The following is a 15,493-nucleotide window of genomic DNA, read 5'->3' as shown; positions in this document are numbered from 1 at the left end:
CCGGACGGTTTCGAGGCGTGATTCTCGCTTCAGGCCAGATCGCCGATGGCGGCGTCCAGCAGCATGAAAGCGCGTCCCGCATCGGTCGCCAGGACGCCCAGCACGGCCGTCGCTCCACCTCGCGCTTCGTTGTTGAGGCGACCGGCGAAGGCGCGGACATAGCGTTCGGCGTCGCCGCGCAGGTCCGGATCGCTCATCACCCGCCGCGAGACGCTGCGGACGGCGGCCGGAGCCACGCGGCGGACGATCTGGCGCGCCCGATCCGGATCACGATCGGCGAAGGCGGCGGCCGCCTCCTCGACGCGCGAGCGCGGCAGGAGCGCGTTCGGATCGACGCCCATCCGGCGGATGGCGGCGGTGATCCGGTCGGTCAGGGCGCCGTCGTCGGCGGGCATGATCGGGGTGTCGAGATCCAGCGGCGCGTCGCCGGGACCGTCGTCGACCAGATCGCTCCAGTCCAGCCGGTCGCGAGCGGCGGGGGCGGAGCGGGCGCCCGGATCGTCGCTGGCCGGGGCCAGCTTCAGCCGGCCACGCAGGCCAAAGCCACGATCGCTGTCGGTCGGAGGCGGGGTGCGGCGTTCGCTCGCGGCCGGGGCCGGCTCGGCCAAGGTCTCGCGCCGGCGGATCGGCGCGCCGCCGTCACCGGAGACTACGCCCATCAGCCGGACGGCCTCGGTCAGCATGTCGTAGTTGCGGCGGACCCGCTCCTGGAAGCCGGCATCCAGGGCTTCGGTGTCTTCGGCGGCCTTGCGCGAGGCGGCGCCGAGCGCAGCGAGGCCTTCCTCGACCGTCTTGCGCACGGCCTCGGCGCGGGCGCGCGCCTCCTCGGGCAGGCGGGCGGCGCGGTCGTCCAGTTCGCCGATGGCGGCGTCCACCTCGCCCAGGGCGCGGTTCATGCGGTCGAGCGTGGACTCCAGCTTGGCGACGGCGCGCTGGCCGGCTTCGTCCACCAGATCCGCAGTCTCGCCGACGATGCGGCGGGCGCCTTCGACTCGAGCCTCGGCGGCGGCGTCGGCCTTCTGTGCGGCGTCGAAGAGGGCCTCGCCCAGACGGTCGGCGCGCAACTGGGCCTGACCGGCGGCCTCCTCGGAGGCGATGCGGCTCTCCTCGGCGGTTGCCTTCAGCACGGCCAGCGCGCGCCGGGTCTCCTCGATCAGGGTGTCGCGCGCCTCGGCGGCCAAGGCCTCGAAGCGGTCAAGCGAGAGTTTGGTCGCGGTGTCGAAGCCGTCGGCCTCGCGCTGGGACAGGTCGACAAGGGCGCGGAACTGGTCCGTCGCCGCCTCGACCAGATCACGCAGGCCTTCGGCGGCCTTCGCCGAGGTCTCGCCAAGCTCGCCGGTGGCGCTGCGGGCGGCAGAGAGCTGTTCGGTCAGTTGGGCGCGTTGGCTCTCGACCTGGGCGGAGAAGTCTTCCTGATCGGTGCGGAGCGCATAGGCGGCGGTGACCAGAGCGGCGCGCTGCTGACCCAGTCCCTCCTCGACAGACTGAATCTGTTCGGCGACTCCTGTACCGGCATTCTCGAGCCGCAGTGTCTGGCGGGCGAGATCGTCTGCGGCCAGACGGGCGGCGTCCTGCGCCTCTCCGGCGGCGGCGGCCAGATCGGCGGCGCGGGCGGCAAGCGCGGCTTCGGCCTCGCGCAGCTGGGTCTGGGCCAGGTCGGAGGCGTCGACGATCAGGCGCGACTGGCGTTCCACCGCGTCGAGCACGCCAGAGGCCTGTCCGTCCAGCCGCCCCCCGAGGGCCGACATCTCTTCGCGTTCGCGGCCAAGGGATTCGGTCAGGCGGCGCGCGGTGCGGCCGGCGGCCTCGGCGGCGTCGTTCAGGCGAGTGGTCTCGGCCGCCAGCGCCTCGCGCAGCAGGGCCATGTCGTTGCGGGCGCGTTCGGCGGCCAGGGCCGCCTGATCTATGTCGTTGCGGAGGGCATTGAGGACATGGCCGGTCTGTTGGGCCGCCAGGGCGGTGGGGGCGACCAGGGCCTCGGCCAACTGGCGGGCGCGCTGGGTTTCGGAGGCCAATCCGGCGCCCTGACGTACGGCGTGGGCCAGAAGGATGGCGAGGCCGGCGGGCGCCAGCGCGATAAGGGCATAGATGGCCAAACGCAGGGGATCGGCCGAGACCCCTCCGGAGCCGACCTCATAGGCCGCCCAGGAGGCGACCCCGCCGACCCACAGGGCGGCCGCCACCCCCGCGATCAGATAGGAGGGTCCGGCCCGAGCGGGGGCGGCGCTCAGGGCCGTTGTCGCAGACGCCGGAGTGGGCGCGGCCTGATAGGGGGCGGGGGGCGCATCGGCGCTCGTCGTGAAGCGGATCGGCTGAGAGGTCGAGGCGGGCTCACCGATCATGGCGTCAGGGGCGACCTCGCGTTCCAGCTGGGCGGGCATCTCCAGGTCGGCTTCGCGCTGTTGCTGTTCCATCAGGCGACGACGGCGACGTTCCGACATCGGCCGCTCGGCGACGACCTCGGGTTGCGCGATGGACTCGGGAGCGACCCCGTCCTCGGGCGTGGCGGTGGCGTCGGGCAGGGGCGCCGGATCGGGATCGGACAGTGTCAGCGGCGGCCGGGAGCGAGACTTCATGGGGCGCAGATCTCAGGTATGCAGTCGCGCGGGGCGAGAGTCACGCGCTGCGGCGACCCTAGACCATTTTGCGCGTCTATCGACTCGCCGATGCGTCAAAAAACGCGTCGCGCGGCTTTCGGCCGCCATTTCTTCGGAGCGAACTCAGCAGTCGTTGGTGTGTTTGACGCTCAGCAGGGCCTCGGTCGGCGCTGGGGAACAGTCGTTAACGCGGTGAACCTCGCGGTCGTGGCGCGGCGGCGTGCTCAGGTCGACGCCGAACTGGGCCAGTGCCGCAGCGGCGAGCATGGCGATGAAGCCCGCCAGCAACTCGATCAGCGCCTGCACGTCAAACCCTCCCGTTCCGCCCGCCTTATGCCCGATTTCGCGGAACCCCACAATGCGGCCAAGGCAGGTGTTCGGGCGCGCCATTGACCGAGAGGGTGAGAACATGGAACGGAAGCGGCATCCGGGCGTCTTTCCCAGCCGGACGCTCCCCGCCGGTAAGGACACCGACATGGATGCCGCCCAAGGCCCGTTTCTCGATACCGGCGCTCTGCTGACGCCCGGCGACACCGTCTGGAGGACGGAGCGAGCGGACCGTCTTTCGATTTTGATGGAGAACGGCGCCTATTTCGAAGCCTTGGCAACGGCCCTGTCCAAGGCGAAGCGATCGGTCGTCGTGCTGGGCTGGCAGTTCGATCCGCGCACCCGCCTGGATCCCGAGACCAAGCACGGAGATCGGCAGGCCGAGATCGGCCACCTGCTGCGGATGATGGTCAAGAACCAGCCCGAGCTGGACGTTCGACTGCTGATCTGGAAATCGCCCCTGCTGATCGCCGCGTCGCAGGGGTTCTATCCTCACAAGGCCCAAGCCTGGTTCAGGAAGCGGATGGTGGAATTCCGCCTCGACACGCCGGGTCCCATCGGCGCCTGCCACCATCAGAAGGCGATCATCATCGACGACGCCGTGGCCTTCTGCGGCGGCGGTGACATTTCCGTCGATCGCTGGGACTCCGAGCGACACCTGGACGACGACCCTCGCAGGTGCCAGCCCTCCGGCGTCATCTCCCCGCCCCGGCACGAGACCATGTGCGTGATGAGCGGCCCTGCGGCCAGGGCCCTCGGCGACCTGGCCCGCGAACGCTGGTTCAAGGCCACCTGGGAGCGGACCTTGGCGGAGGAGGTCGAGAGCGATCCTTGGCCCGAAGGTCTGGCGGTCGACTTCCACGACACCCCCGTCGGCATTGCTCGCACGGAGCCGGGGCATGGCGGACGTCACGAGGTTCGCGAGAACGAGCGGCTGCATCTGGAAGCCATCCGTGGCGCCAGGAAGCTGATTTACATGGAAAACCAGTATTTCACCTCGCCGGTCATCGCTCGCGCCCTGGCCGAGCGGCTGGACGAGCCGGACGGGCCGGAGATCGTGCTGGTGTCGACGGGTCGCAGTCCCAGCTGGTTCGACAGCATGACCATGGATACGGCGCGCGCCGAGGTTCTGTTCCGGCTGGAAAGCGCGGACCGACACAACCGCTTCTTCGCCTTCAGCCCCAATACGAAGCGGAACGAGCGGATCATCGTCCACGCCAAGGTGACCGTGATCGACGATGTCTTGCTGCGGATCGGGTCGACCAATCTGAACAACCGTTCGCTGGGGTTCGACACTGAGTGCGACGTGGCCATCGCCCCGGAGGATCAAGCTGGGCGCGATGCGATCCGCAGATTCCGCCATCACACCATCGGACATTTCGTGGGAGTCAGCGCCGAGGAATTCGAGGCCGCCGAAGCGCTATGCGGCTCGATTGGCGAGACCATCCAGAAGTTCGACAACGGACGGATGTCGCCGTTGGGCGCAACGCCGCCATCGATGATCCAGCGAACCATTGCCGAGTTCCAGCTGGGAGATCCGACCGCGCCAAGCGACGCCTGGCGACCGTGGAAGCGGCGCAACCGCTCTCAGCGACTTCAGCCGGCGGGCTGAATCTCGAAATCCACCACAAGCGGCAGGTGGTCCGACGCCATCCGCGACAGGGGCGAGAAGGGGGCGGCGACCTTCGTCACCCTGATGTGCGGGCTGACGAAGACGTGGTCGATGCGGATGGCCGGGAAGCCGGAGGGGAAGGTCTTCAGAGTCGGCCTCAGACCCAGCTGACGTTGGCAGTCCGCATGGTTGCGAGTGAGGGTCTGGTAGGGCCGGGTGAGGGAAGTGGCGTTGAAATCGCCCGCCAGGAGCGTTGGTCCCGAGCAGTCCCGGTGACCCATCCAGTCCTTGCCGATCAGGGCCGCCGCCTGCAGCCTCTGCTCGCGGGGGACCAGGCCCAGATGGGTGGTCAAGACGTTGATCTCGACGCCGTCGATCTCGACCTTGACCCACAGGGCGCCGCGCGGTTCCAGCCCCGGAATGCCGCGCACTGTCGGCAGGGCGCCGACCCGAACCAGCCGTTCCGGGTGCGGGGTCAGGATGGCGTCGCCATACTCCTCGGCCTCAATCCGCATGGCCGGATGGAAACGGACGGCCATCGAAAGACGCTGAGCGATCGTCTTGGCCTGATCGACGCCGCCTGTGCGGGCGCGGCCGACGTCGAGTTCCTGGAGGCAGACGATGTCCGGTTCAAGCTCGGCGATCACGCCGGCGACGCGTTCGACATCCAGCTGCTTGTCGACCCCGACACAGCGATGGACGTTGTAGGTGACTAGCCGCATGGGGCGACGGGCTAGGCCAATTTCAGCGCAAAAGCGATGGTCGCGGGCTCAGATTTCGACAAGGCGATCCGGCACTTCGTTGGGGTTGCGCGACCGGGGCGGAAAGTGGCCGGCCAGCACCCCGCCGACGAGGGCGATCGCCTTTTCGAACCCTTCGGCCGCGCGATCAGTGCGAAGGCCCTCGGTCAGGACCTCGACCGCCTCGGCCCAGACCGTCGGATCGACGCGCGAGTGGATGCCTTGGTCAGCGATAATCTCGACCTGCCGATCGGCCATGGCGGCGAAGATCAGCACGCCGGTGCGGTGCTCGGTGACGTGCAGCCCGTGGGCGAGAAACTGGTGCATGGCCGCCTGCCGGGCGCGGTCGCGGCGGACCCCGCGTGGCGTGACCAACCGCGTGAGGGCCGGGATGCGCAACAGCACATAGGCGCCCAGGAACACCGCCGCCTGAACCACGGCGTAGATGCCGACGGCGCGGCCCACGCTGATATCGAGAGCCGCCAGATGCGCGGCCTCCCAGTGATCGGACAATCCTGGAAACCAGGTCGAATCGAAGCCAAGCGGAATCAGGGCCAAGGGCACGATCAGGGCGGCCGCGGCCGACCACGCCAGGCTGATGTCGCGGTAGCTCGAGACCTGCTTGGCTAGGACGCAGAAAATCTCGCCCGAGGTGCGCGCTTCGGCGGCGGCGATGGCGCTGGCGACGCGGGCATGTTCGCTGGAGTTCAGACGCATCACCATCCGCCCGAGGCTCCCCCGCCGCCAAAACTGCCGCCGCCCCCGGAGAAGCCGCCGCTCGAACCGCCCCACGAACTCCCCGACGACGAACTCCGCGAGGAACCGCGGGAGGCATTGGACAGGATTTCGGCCGCGCCCCAGACCCAGACCGGGTCGATCCCGCGCCGCGCTCCGCTACGCTTGCGACCGCGTCGCCCCATGCCGCGCAGCAGGCTCAGAAACAGGAAGAGGAAGATCAGGGCGATGACGATACCCGGGAAGACTGGGGCTTCCGCCTCGCTGGGCGCGGCTGCGGCGGCGCGGGCCTGGGCCTCGGCCGGATCGAGCCGCAGCTGGGCGATCACGGCGTCAACACCGCTCTCGATCCCGCGCGCATAGCCTCCCTCGCGGAAGGCCGGCAGGATGTCGGTCTGGATGATCTGGTTCGACATGGCGTCGGTCAGCACCGGCTCCAGCCCGTATCCGACCTCCAGACGCACCTTGCGTTCGGTCGGCGCGACGATCAGCAGGACGCCGCTGTCGTTCTCCGCGTTGCCGATGCCCCAATGGCGGCCCAGCCGGTAGCCGTAGTCCTCGATTTCGTAGTCCTGCAGACTGTCGACCGTCACCACGACAAACTGATCGCCAGTGTCCGTCTCCAGCTGGGCCAGCTTGGCGGTGATCTCGGCTTCGGTGTCCGGCATCAGGAGCCGCGCCTGATCCACGACGCGGCCGGACAGGGCGGGGAAGGTCGGGTCGGCCAGCGCGCTCCCGGCAGGAGCGAGCAGCGCGGTCAGAACAATGAAGACTGCGGCCAGAAATCCTGGGGTCGCCTTGACCGGCGGGAGCAGACTCACCGTGCTGGCGGGGTCGAACCGGGGGCGACGGCGGGGGCGGAGCCGCCCGGCGCGGCGGGCGCCTGACCGTCGAGGTTGAACGATACCTGCGGCGCGGTCTGGGCCTCGGCGGTCGCCGTGAAGAGCTGCATCGGCGCCTCGCCCGAGAAGGCGGTCTTGGCCCAGATGACGGTCGGGAAGGTGCGCAGGCTCGTGTTGTAGTCGCGGACGGCCTCGTTGTAGTCGCGCCGCGCGATGGTGATCCGGTTCTCTGTCCCTTCCAACTGCGACTGCAGCTGCAGGAAGCCTTGGTTGGCCTGGAGTTGCGGATAGGCCTCGACCGTAACCAGGAGCCGCGACAGGGCGCTGGTCAGCTGGCCCTGGGCGGCCTGGAACTGCTGGAAGGCGGCCGGATCGCTCAGGGTTTCCGGCGTCACCTGGACCGCCGTGGCGCGGGCGCGGGCCTCGATCACCTGGGTCAGGGTGGTGCGTTCCTGGATCGCCGCGCCCTGAACGGTGGCCACGAGGTTCGGGATCAGGTCGGCGCGGCGCTGGTACTGGCTCTGGACGTCGGCCCAGGCTGCCTCGGCCCGCTCTTGCTTCTCCGGAATGGTGTTGTAGCCGCAGGCCGCGACGCTCTGGGCGGCCAGAACCACCGCGATTGTACCGACCAGACGAGATGCGCCGCGAGCCATGAGCTCCTCCGTTCGGCGGGCGATTCCGCCGGTTAGGCGACGACTATCATCGCATCATCACGCCGCTTCAAGCGTCCAGACGCTCCGGCTCGACGCCCGCCGCGCGGCAGGCGGCCGTATAGGTGTTGGCCAGCAAGCAGGCGATGGTCATGGGCCCCACACCGCCCGGAACCGGAGTGATCGCGCCCGCAACCCCGGCGGCCTCCGCGAACGCCACGTCGCCGACGACACGGGTCTTTCCCTCGGCGGCCCTGATCGGGTCGGCGGAGGGGACGCGATTGATGCCGACGTCGATCACGGTCGCACCCGGCTTGATCCAGTCGCCCCTTATCATCTCCGGCCGACCTACCGCAGCGACCAGGATGTCGGCGGCGCGACAGAGGGCCGGCAAGTCGCGACTGCGCGAATGGGCGATTGTCACGGTGCAGTTCTCGGCCAGCAGCAGTTGGGCCATCGGCTTGCCGACAATGTTGGAGCGACCGACGATGACGGCGTTCAACCCGGAAAGGTCGCCCAGCCGGTCCTTCAGCAACATGGTCGACCCGAGCGGGGTGCAGGGAACCAGCCCCGGCTGGCCGACCGCCAGCCGCCCGGCGTTGACCACGTGGAAGCCGTCCACGTCCTTGTCCGGGTCGATGGCGCTCAGGACGGCGGTGGAATCGATCTGCGCCGGCAGGGGCAACTGGACCAGAATCCCATGGATGCCGAGGTCGGCGTTCAGGGCCTCGATGAGGGCCAGCAACTCGCTTTGCGTCGCCGTATCCGGCAGGCGGTGGGTGTCGGACCGCATACCGGCCCGAGCGGTCGTTTCACCCTTGTTGCGGACATAGATCTGGCTCGCGGGATCCTCGCCGACGATGACCACGGCCAGGCCCGGCTTGACGCCGCAGGCGGCTTGGAGACGGGCGGCGGCGGCCGCGACCCGGTCGACCAGCCTTCCAGCGAAGGCCTTGCCGTCGATGATCGCCGCGCGTGCGTCGGTGTCGGCCATGGCGGGCCCTCTTTCGTCAGGATTCGATAAGGTGCGGGCGATTTACAGGCGTCACGGTTCAGCGTCTATGTTGGCCCTTCAGAACAGGGGAAACCAATGCGCCGCTCCGCCTTCATCATGACCGTCAGCGCGCTGGCGCTGTTCGCCTCCGGGTCCGCCATGGCCCAGACCACGAGCGCGCTGCGCGTCGGTCAGACCGTCAACGGCCAGCTGACGGCCGAGGACGCGAAGGTCGACAGCGAGGAGATGGGCCAGTTCGTCTACGACAGCTACGCCATCCAGACCCGCGCCGGTCAGCGGCTGGAGGTCACCCTGCGATCCGAGGCGTTCGACGCCTATCTGGAAGCCTATGCCGGTTCCGACGAGGGCGATGCGATCGCCTCGGACGACGACGGCCTGGGCGAGGGCACCAACTCACGCCTGCGCTTCGTCTCGACCGGCGGGACCTACATCATCCGCGCCCGCACCCTGTCCGGCCTCGAGGGCGGTGACTACGCCATCGCGGTCACCGACCGCGGCGCCGCGCCTCGCGCGCCCCGTCCGACGGCCATCCGCCTCGGTGACGAGGTCGACGGCGCGATCAGCGACCGCAGCCCGGTCGAAGAAGACGGCCAGTACGGGGAGTACGCCTACAACAGCTACAGCTTCCGGGCGCGTCAGGGCGATCGCTTCGCCATCAGCCTGAACAGCGACGACTTCGATTCGATCGTGCGCGTGGGTCGGATGGGCCGCGGCGGCGCGTTCGAGGAGCTGGCCCAGAACGATGACTCGGGCCAGGGCGGCCTGAACTCGTATCTGATCTTCACCGCTCCCTCGAACGGCGAATACGTCATTCGCGCCTCTTCGCTGGATGGAGCGACGGAGGGTGATTACGAACTGGGCCTGGCCGAGGCTCCGCCGCCGCTGGTGGCGCGCCCGGTCGTCTTCGGCGACACGGTGGAGGGCCGTCTGGAGGCCAGCGACGGCGGCAACGCCTTCGGCCAGCGCGCCGACGCCTATTCCTTCACCGGAACGGAAGGGCAGCGGATCGTCGCGACCATGAGCTCGGACGCCTTCGACACCTATCTGGAGCTCTTCTCGGAAGAAGACGGCGGGAATGGTCGATATTCGCTGGATTCGGACGACGATGGGGCGGGCGAGGGCACCAACTCGCGCCTCACCTACACCCTGCCCTCGGACGGCCAATACACCATCGAGGCCCGCGCCTTTGGCGGCGGCGATGAGGGCGGCGCCTATACCTTCACCTTCGAGGAGGCTCCGCCTCTGCCCGCGCCGATCGCCCTCAGCTTCGGCCAGACGGTCCAGGGCGAGATCGTCGACGCCGACCCGCGCGACGACGAGAACCGGGGCTTCGACGCCTACAGCTTCACCGGCGTGGCGGGGAACCGGGTCCAGCTGATCATGCGTTCGGGCGACTTCGACACCTATCTTCAGATCGGCAGCCCAGAGGGCGACTTCTACGCCATGGCCTCGGACGACGACGGTCTGGGCGAGGGCACGGACTCGCGCCTGAACTACATCGTCCCGTCGGACGGAGAGCTCATCGTCCGCGCCTCGCCGCTGTCGGCGGACGCCAAGGGCCTCTATTCGCTCGAGCTGATCGACCGCGGTCCTCAGCCCCTGCCGGGCTCGATCCTGGTCGGCGCCACCGCGCGCGGGACCTTGAGCGAAGACGACGGCCTGGCCGAGGACGGCAGCTTCTACGACGCCTACAAGATTTCGGTGAAGGCCGGCGACAAGCTGCGTTTGACGATGGTTTCCAATGACTTCGACGCTTTCATCGACATCGGGCGTGAGGACGAATCCGGCGTCTTCACCTCGGTCGTGTCCGACGACGACAGCCTGTCGGACACCCACGCCAAGATCGACTGGGCGGTCGAGGAGGAAGGCGACTACATCATCCGCGCCCGCAGCTTCGCCTCGGGTCAATCGGGAACCTACGCCCTGACGGTCGAGCCGAAGGATTAGGCACACGGCAGTCTCTGCGGACACGGAGAGTTCGCGGTGATTTCGACCATGCAATGACGGCCGGTCGCCGGTGATTTCGGTGACTGTGGCTATGCGGATTTCTGCGGTCCTGCGCAGAAATGGCCAAAAGAACCGGCCCCGATGCGTTCGCGTCGGGGCCGGTTTCGTTTAAGGATGGCGCATGGCCTCCGCCGACCCTGACCTGATCCTCGTCGGCGGCGGGCTGGCGTCCAGCCTGATCGCCTGGCGGCTGGCCATCGACCGCCCGGACATCCGCGTTCTGGTGGTCGAGCGTGACGGGCGGCTGGGCGGCAAACACACCTGGTCCTTCTTTGACGGCGACGTTTCGGCCGAGGATCGTGCCTGGCTGGAACCGGCGACGCCGCATCGATGGCCGGACGGGTACGAGGTGTACTTTCCGGGACTGAGCCGCACGCTGAAAACGCCGTACAACAGCCTGACGTCGGACCGACTGCATGAGGCGGTCGCACCGCTCCTAGAAGACCGCCTGGTCACGGGCGACGCGGTCGAGGTGCGAACCGATGGGATAACCCTGGCGGACGGACGGGTGCTGACCGCGCCCGCCGTCATCGACGCGAGGGGGCCCCGACCGACCTCACATCTGGACCTCGGCTGGCAGCTCTTCGTCGGTCGGACCGTGCGGCTGACCCAACCCCATGGCCTGACCCGCCCTACCATCATGGACGCCACGGTGGCGCAGGGGGACGCCTATCGGTTCGTCTATCTGTTGCCCTTCGACGCGCGGACGGTGCTGATCGAGGACACCTATTATGTGGATGCAGCCACCTTGGACCGGGCGCTCCTGAACCGGCGCATCGACGCCTACATCCGCTCGCGCGGCTGGACGGTCGAGGCAGTGACGGACGAGGAGGAGGGCGTTCTGCCCATTGCCCTTGACGGCGATATCGACGGCTTCTGGGCCGAGGGACCGGATGTGGCGAAGGTCGGGCTGGCCGGCGCGCTGTTTCATCCGACGACCGGGTACTCCCTGCCGGACGCGGTTGCGGTGGCGCGGTTGGTCGCCGGTGCGGACGACCTGAGCTCGGCCGGTCTGCGACGTCTGGTCGAGGGATATTCCAAGCGGCTGTGGGCCGATCGGGCCTATTATCGGCTGCTGGACAGAATGTTGTTCCGGGCCGCCGATCCGGGGGAACGCTGGAGGGTGCTGCGACGCTTCTACGGCTTGTCGGAAGCGCTCGTCAGGCGCTTCTATGCGGGGCGATCGACGGCCTTGGACAAGGTACGGATTCTGGCGGGCAAGCCGCCGGTCCCGGTCGGTCGGGCGATGAAACAACTCCGGGAAACCGGCAAGGGAAGCCTATGAGAGACGTGACGGCCAAGCGCGCTGTAGTGATCGGCGCGGGCTTTGGCGGCATCGCCCTGGCCATCCGCCTCCAGCGCGCGGGGGTGCAGACGACCCTGATCGAGAAGCGGGACAAACCCGGCGGCCGCGCCTACGTCTGGAAGGAACAGGGCTTCACCTTCGACGCCGGTCCCACGGTCATCACCGACCCGGACTGTCTGGAGGAACTCTTCGAGGGGACGGGGCGGTCCCTGTCAGACTATGCCGAACTGATGCCCGTCGATCCCTTCTACCGGCTGTGCTGGGAGGACGGAAAGTCGTTCGATTACAACGACGACCAGGCGGCGATGGAGCGGCAGATCGCGTCGTTCAACCCGGCCGATGTCGAGGGCTACAACCGTTTCCACGCCTATTCGGAGGAGCTGTATCAGGAGGGTTACGTCAAACTGGGCGCGGTGCCGTTCCAGTCGTTCTGGTCGATGATCAAGGCAGCGCCCGAGTTGGCGCGGCTGGAAAGCTGGAACAGCGTCCACACCATGGTCGCCAAGCATATCCAGGATCCGCACTTGCAGCAGGCGTTCAGCTTCCACACCCTGCTGGTGGGCGGCGATCCGTTCAAGACGAGCAGCGTCTATGGCCTGATCCACGCGCTGGAGCGGCGCGGCGGGGTGTGGTTTGCGCGCGGCGGCACGGGCGCTCTGATCGCCGGTCTGGTCAAGGCCTTCGAGGATCTGGGCGGGACGGTGCGTCTGAACACCTCCGTCGAGCGGATCGAGACCGAAGGCGACAGGGCGACGGGCGTCGTGCTGGACAGCGGCGAGACCCTGTCGGCCGACATGGTCGCGTCGAACGCCGACGTGGTCCACACCTACGACAAGCTTCTGGGCCGGACGCCGCGCGGGCAAGCCAAGGCGAAGTCGCTGAGGTCCAAGCGGTTCTCGATGTCGCTGTTCGTGCTGCATTTCGGGACGTCGCAGCCGCAGAAGCAACTGGCCCACCACACCATCTGCTTCGGACCCCGCTATCGCGAACTGATCTCCGAAATCTTCTCGGGGCCGACGTTGCCCGAAGACTTCTCACTCTATCTGCATGCCCCCTGCGCCACCGATCCGTCGATGGCGCCCGAGGGAATGAGCAGCCACTACGTCCTGTCGCCCGTGCCTCATCTGGGCGCCGCCGACATCGACTGGGAGACCAAAGGCCCCGAGTACCGCGAAAAGATCATCGACTACCTTGAGGAGCGGTACATCCCGAACCTGCGCCGCGATCTGGTGACGACGCGGATCTGGACGCCGGCGGACTTCAAGGAGGACCTGAACGCCCACCTGGGCTCGGCCTTCTCCCTGGAGCCCATATTGACGCAGAGCGCCTGGTTCCGGCCGCACAATCGCGACGACGTCATTTCCAACCTGTATGTCGTCGGCGCCGGCACCCATCCGGGGGCGGGCATTCCCGGCGTGGTCGGTTCGGCCAAGGCGACGGCGGGGCTGATGCTGGAACAGGCCGCGAAGGTTCCATGACTGCAGACGCCGTTCTCGCCGCCTCCAAGGCCTCGATCACCAAGGGGTCCAAAAGCTTTCGCTCGGCCTCGCGGCTGTTCGAGCCGGCCGTTCGCGAGGATGCGTGGCTGCTCTATGCCTGGTGCCGGGCCTGCGACGACGAGATCGACGGTCAGGACCACGGCTTCGGCCACGAGGATCTGACGACCGAGGAGCAGCAGCGGCGCCTGGCCCGGCTGTACGACATGACACGGCGCGCCATGACGGGCGAGCCCATGCCCGACCCGACCTTCGCCGCCTTCCAGCGGGTCGCGATCCGTCACCGCCTGCCCGAGCGGTGGGCGATGGATCTGATCGACGGCTTCGCCATGGACGTGGAGCATCGGGAGTACCGGACGCTGGACGACGTCATGGCCTACTGCTGGCATGTCGCGGGGGTCGTCGGGGTGATGATGGCGCGGGTGATGGGGGTGACGGACCCCGAGGTGCTGCGCCGGGCGCAGGATCTGGGGCTTGCCTTCCAGCTAACCAATATCTCGCGCGACGTGATCGAGGATGCGGAGGATGGGCGGGTCTATCTGCCGTCCGACTGGCTGGTGGAGGCGGGGCTGGAACCGACGGCCGACGCCGTGGCCGATCCCGCCAACCGGGCCGTGGTCCATGCCGTGACCGACCGGCTGCTGGCGGCGGCCGAACCCTATTACGACAGCGCCCGGGACGGTCTGCGCGGCCTGCCGTTCCGCTCGTCCATGGCCATCGCGGCGGCGCGCGGCGTCTACCGCGAGATCGGCCGCAAGGTGCGCCGGCGGGGGCCGGGGGTCTGGGTCGAGCGCGTGTCGGTCGGCAAGGCGATGAAGCTGTGGCTGTTCGGGCGGGGCGCGCTGATCGCGGTCTGGACCCAGACGCTCGACAGGGGCAGGGCGCCGCCGCCCCGACCGGCGCTCTGGACGCGTGTCTAGCGCCGCCCGAGCTCCGGCAGTCGCCACCACGGCGTCGTGGGCGACAGATGGTGCTCGTGGTGCATCCCGAAATGGAAGCAGGTCAGCAGCGACGCGAGCCACGGCATCGGAATGGTGCGCGCATTGTGATGGTCGGCGAAGTCGGGGCCTGACCCGACGTGCCGGTGCGGCAGCCAGGTGCCGAAGACGAACAGCTGAAGCGCGCTCAGGACCGCCGGAATCGCCCAGAAGAGGATCAGGTTGGCCAGTCGGGCGCCCATCAGCAGATAGGCGACCAGCACCGCCGTCACGATGGCGAACTCGCGCCAGCCGAAATATCGGACGAAGAACCCATAGAACCACGGGAGGAAGGCGGCCGGTCGGGCCGCATGAAAGTCGGGGTCGCCGTCGCGGCCCGGCGTGCGGTGGTGCTGATGATGACTGCCGTTGAGCTTGCGATACGAAAAGGCCGCGTAGGCGCCGACGCAGACCTGTCCGACGACGGCGTTGAGGCGCGGACGTCCCGGCGCGAGCGATCCGTGCATCGCATCATGGGCGACGATGAACATGCCGGCTCCGAGCCAGCTCTGCGTCAGGATGAGCAGGGGCGCGACGGCGATCGCGGGCCAGGTCAGCGGTTGGAAGAAGACGCCCCAGACATGCAGCGACAGCCACCCCCCGAAAATCAGGGCGGCGAGGGTCAGGCCGATGGCGGTTTGACGCGCGGCGGTCACTCGGCAACCTGGCCGGCGCGCTCGGCGCGGCGGGCCTTGAGAATGGCGCTCAGCCGATGGGGGTTCGGGGCGAAGACAAAACCGAAAGAGACCGCGCCCTCGCGCGTCTGCACCGCGTGATGCAGTTTGTGGGCCTGGACCAGACGGCGGGCGTAGCCGTTCTGCGGCATCCAGTGGAAGGGCCACCGCTGATGCACCAGTCCGTCGTGGATGAACGCATAGACCAGGCCATACAGGGTGACGCCCAGAGCGATGGCCCGCACCCACCACAGCCCGGTCAGCCAGGCCAGGACGAACAGGCCCGTGCCGACGATCGCGCCGACGACGCCATAGAGGTCGTTTGTCTCGAAGGTCTTGTCGTGGGGCTCGTGGTGGTCGCGATGCCACCCCCAGCCGAGAGGGCCGTGCATGATGTAGCGATGAGTCCACCAGGCGACGCCTTCCATCAGGAAGAAGACGGCCAAGGTCAGGAGGACGAACCACACGGGGAGCATGGACGGACACTACGCCTCGGCGCGCGCTGTTCCAACCTC

14 protein-coding genes are annotated in these 15,493 nt (G+C 68.4%); 5 read left to right on the top strand and 9 right to left on the bottom strand.

Annotated elements, in window-relative coordinates:
• Window positions 1-29: 29 nt before the first annotated feature.
• Window positions 30-2,576 (bottom strand): tipN, encoded by a 2,547-nt coding sequence (locus tag O5O43_RS09375; protein ID WP_271083626.1) that lies wholly within the window; start codon window positions 2,574-2,576, stop codon window positions 30-32.
• A 144-nt stretch (window positions 2,577-2,720) separates the two neighbouring features.
• Window positions 2,721-2,903: a hypothetical protein gene (locus tag O5O43_RS09370; RefSeq protein ID WP_271083625.1), complete on the bottom strand. Its 183-nt coding sequence runs from the start codon at window positions 2,901-2,903 to the stop codon at window positions 2,721-2,723.
• Window positions 2,904-3,072: 169 nt separating this feature from the next.
• Between O5O43_RS09370 and O5O43_RS09365 the strand changes: the two genes are divergently transcribed.
• Window positions 3,073-4,536 carry a phospholipase D-like domain-containing protein gene (locus tag O5O43_RS09365; RefSeq protein WP_271083624.1) on the top strand — a complete coding sequence of 488 codons (1,464 nt, stop codon included), beginning with the start codon at window positions 3,073-3,075 and terminating at the stop codon, window positions 4,534-4,536.
• Here the strand turns inward: O5O43_RS09365 and O5O43_RS09360 are convergent.
• The 5 genes from O5O43_RS09360 to folD all read right to left on the bottom strand — a co-directional run bounded on the left by O5O43_RS09360 (window position 4,521) and on the right by folD (window position 8,497).
• Window positions 4,521-5,258 (bottom strand): endonuclease/exonuclease/phosphatase family protein, encoded by a 738-nt coding sequence (locus tag O5O43_RS09360; protein WP_271083623.1) that lies wholly within the window; start codon window positions 5,256-5,258, stop codon window positions 4,521-4,523. The genes O5O43_RS09365 and O5O43_RS09360 overlap by 16 nt on opposite strands.
• Before the next feature lie 48 nt (window positions 5,259-5,306).
• The gene (locus O5O43_RS09355; protein ID WP_271083622.1) at window positions 5,307-5,993 is read right to left on the bottom strand and encodes a TPM domain-containing protein; all 687 of its coding nucleotides are present in this window, start codon (window positions 5,991-5,993) and stop codon (window positions 5,307-5,309) included.
• Window positions 5,993-6,832 carry a TPM domain-containing protein gene (locus O5O43_RS09350; protein WP_271083621.1) on the bottom strand — a complete coding sequence of 280 codons (840 nt, stop codon included), beginning with the start codon at window positions 6,830-6,832 and terminating at the stop codon, window positions 5,993-5,995. Before O5O43_RS09350 ends, O5O43_RS09355 begins: the two co-directional genes overlap by 1 nt.
• Window positions 6,829-7,506, bottom strand: coding sequence for a LemA family protein (locus O5O43_RS09345; RefSeq protein WP_271083620.1), 678 nt, complete (start codon window positions 7,504-7,506; stop codon window positions 6,829-6,831). The genes O5O43_RS09350 and O5O43_RS09345 overlap by 4 nt, the downstream gene beginning before the upstream one ends.
• Before the next feature lie 67 nt (window positions 7,507-7,573).
• The gene (gene folD, locus O5O43_RS09340) at window positions 7,574-8,497 is read right to left on the bottom strand and encodes a bifunctional methylenetetrahydrofolate dehydrogenase/methenyltetrahydrofolate cyclohydrolase FolD (RefSeq protein ID WP_271083619.1); all 924 of its coding nucleotides are present in this window, start codon (window positions 8,495-8,497) and stop codon (window positions 7,574-7,576) included.
• A 96-nt stretch (window positions 8,498-8,593) separates the two neighbouring features.
• Here folD and O5O43_RS09335 point away from each other — a divergent pair, with 96 nt between their 5' ends.
• The 4 genes from O5O43_RS09335 to O5O43_RS09320 all read left to right on the top strand — a co-directional run bounded on the left by O5O43_RS09335 (window position 8,594) and on the right by O5O43_RS09320 (window position 14,247).
• On the top strand, window positions 8,594-10,465 hold the full coding sequence (locus tag O5O43_RS09335; protein WP_271083618.1) for a PPC domain-containing protein: 1,872 nt from the start codon (window positions 8,594-8,596) through the stop codon (window positions 10,463-10,465).
• A gap of 181 nt (window positions 10,466-10,646) precedes the next feature.
• Window positions 10,647-11,810, top strand: a complete 1,164-nt coding sequence (crtY, locus tag O5O43_RS09330; RefSeq protein WP_271083617.1) for a lycopene beta-cyclase CrtY — start codon at window positions 10,647-10,649, stop codon at window positions 11,808-11,810.
• The gene (locus O5O43_RS09325) at window positions 11,807-13,309 is read left to right on the top strand and encodes a phytoene desaturase (protein ID WP_271083616.1); all 1,503 of its coding nucleotides are present in this window, start codon (window positions 11,807-11,809) and stop codon (window positions 13,307-13,309) included. The genes crtY and O5O43_RS09325 overlap by 4 nt, the downstream gene beginning before the upstream one ends.
• On the top strand, window positions 13,306-14,247 hold the full coding sequence (locus O5O43_RS09320; protein ID WP_271083615.1) for a phytoene/squalene synthase family protein: 942 nt from the start codon (window positions 13,306-13,308) through the stop codon (window positions 14,245-14,247). The genes O5O43_RS09325 and O5O43_RS09320 overlap by 4 nt, the downstream gene beginning before the upstream one ends.
• On the opposite strand, the gene O5O43_RS09315 is transcribed toward O5O43_RS09320, so the two are convergent.
• Together O5O43_RS09315 and O5O43_RS09310 are read right to left on the bottom strand one after the other, a co-directional pair.
• Window positions 14,244-14,960, bottom strand: coding sequence for a fatty acid desaturase (locus O5O43_RS09315; RefSeq protein WP_271083614.1), 717 nt, complete (start codon window positions 14,958-14,960; stop codon window positions 14,244-14,246). The two genes, O5O43_RS09320 and O5O43_RS09315, sit on opposite strands and share 4 nt — an antisense overlap.
• Complete coding sequence (locus tag O5O43_RS09310) at window positions 14,957-15,454, bottom strand: sterol desaturase family protein (RefSeq protein WP_271083613.1); 498 nt, start codon at window positions 15,452-15,454, stop codon at window positions 14,957-14,959. The genes O5O43_RS09315 and O5O43_RS09310 overlap by 4 nt, the downstream gene beginning before the upstream one ends.
• Window positions 15,455-15,493 lie beyond the last annotated feature (39 nt).

This window comes from Brevundimonas sp. NIBR11 (genome assembly GCF_027912535.1).
Taxonomy (GTDB): domain Bacteria; phylum Pseudomonadota; class Alphaproteobacteria; order Caulobacterales; family Caulobacteraceae; genus Brevundimonas.
This window is presented reverse-complemented; position numbering and strand designations above follow the sequence as displayed.

Bases quoted from the DNA above. Each gene is read 5' to 3' on its own strand.
- O5O43_RS09375 (WP_271083626.1), bottom strand. From the start codon at position 2,576: ATGAAGTCTCGCTCCCGGCCGCCGCTGACACTGTCCGATCCCGATCCG.
- O5O43_RS09365 (WP_271083624.1), top strand. From the start codon at position 3,073: ATGGATGCCGCCCAAGGCCCGTTTCTCGATACCGGCGCTCTGCTGACG.
- O5O43_RS09360 (WP_271083623.1), bottom strand. From the start codon at position 5,258: ATGCGGCTAGTCACCTACAACGTCCATCGCTGTGTCGGGGTCGACAAG.
- O5O43_RS09355 (WP_271083622.1), bottom strand. From the start codon at position 5,993: ATGCGTCTGAACTCCAGCGAACATGCCCGCGTCGCCAGCGCCATCGCC.
- O5O43_RS09345 (WP_271083620.1), bottom strand. From the start codon at position 7,506: ATGGCTCGCGGCGCATCTCGTCTGGTCGGTACAATCGCGGTGGTTCTG.
- folD (WP_271083619.1), bottom strand. From the start codon at position 8,497: ATGGCCGACACCGACGCACGCGCGGCGATCATCGACGGCAAGGCCTTC.
- O5O43_RS09335 (WP_271083618.1), top strand. From the start codon at position 8,594: ATGCGCCGCTCCGCCTTCATCATGACCGTCAGCGCGCTGGCGCTGTTC.
- crtY (WP_271083617.1), top strand. From the start codon at position 10,647: ATGGCCTCCGCCGACCCTGACCTGATCCTCGTCGGCGGCGGGCTGGCG.
- O5O43_RS09325 (WP_271083616.1), top strand. From the start codon at position 11,807: ATGAGAGACGTGACGGCCAAGCGCGCTGTAGTGATCGGCGCGGGCTTT.
- O5O43_RS09320 (WP_271083615.1), top strand. From the start codon at position 13,306: ATGACTGCAGACGCCGTTCTCGCCGCCTCCAAGGCCTCGATCACCAAG.
- O5O43_RS09310 (WP_271083613.1), bottom strand. From the start codon at position 15,454: ATGCTCCCCGTGTGGTTCGTCCTCCTGACCTTGGCCGTCTTCTTCCTG.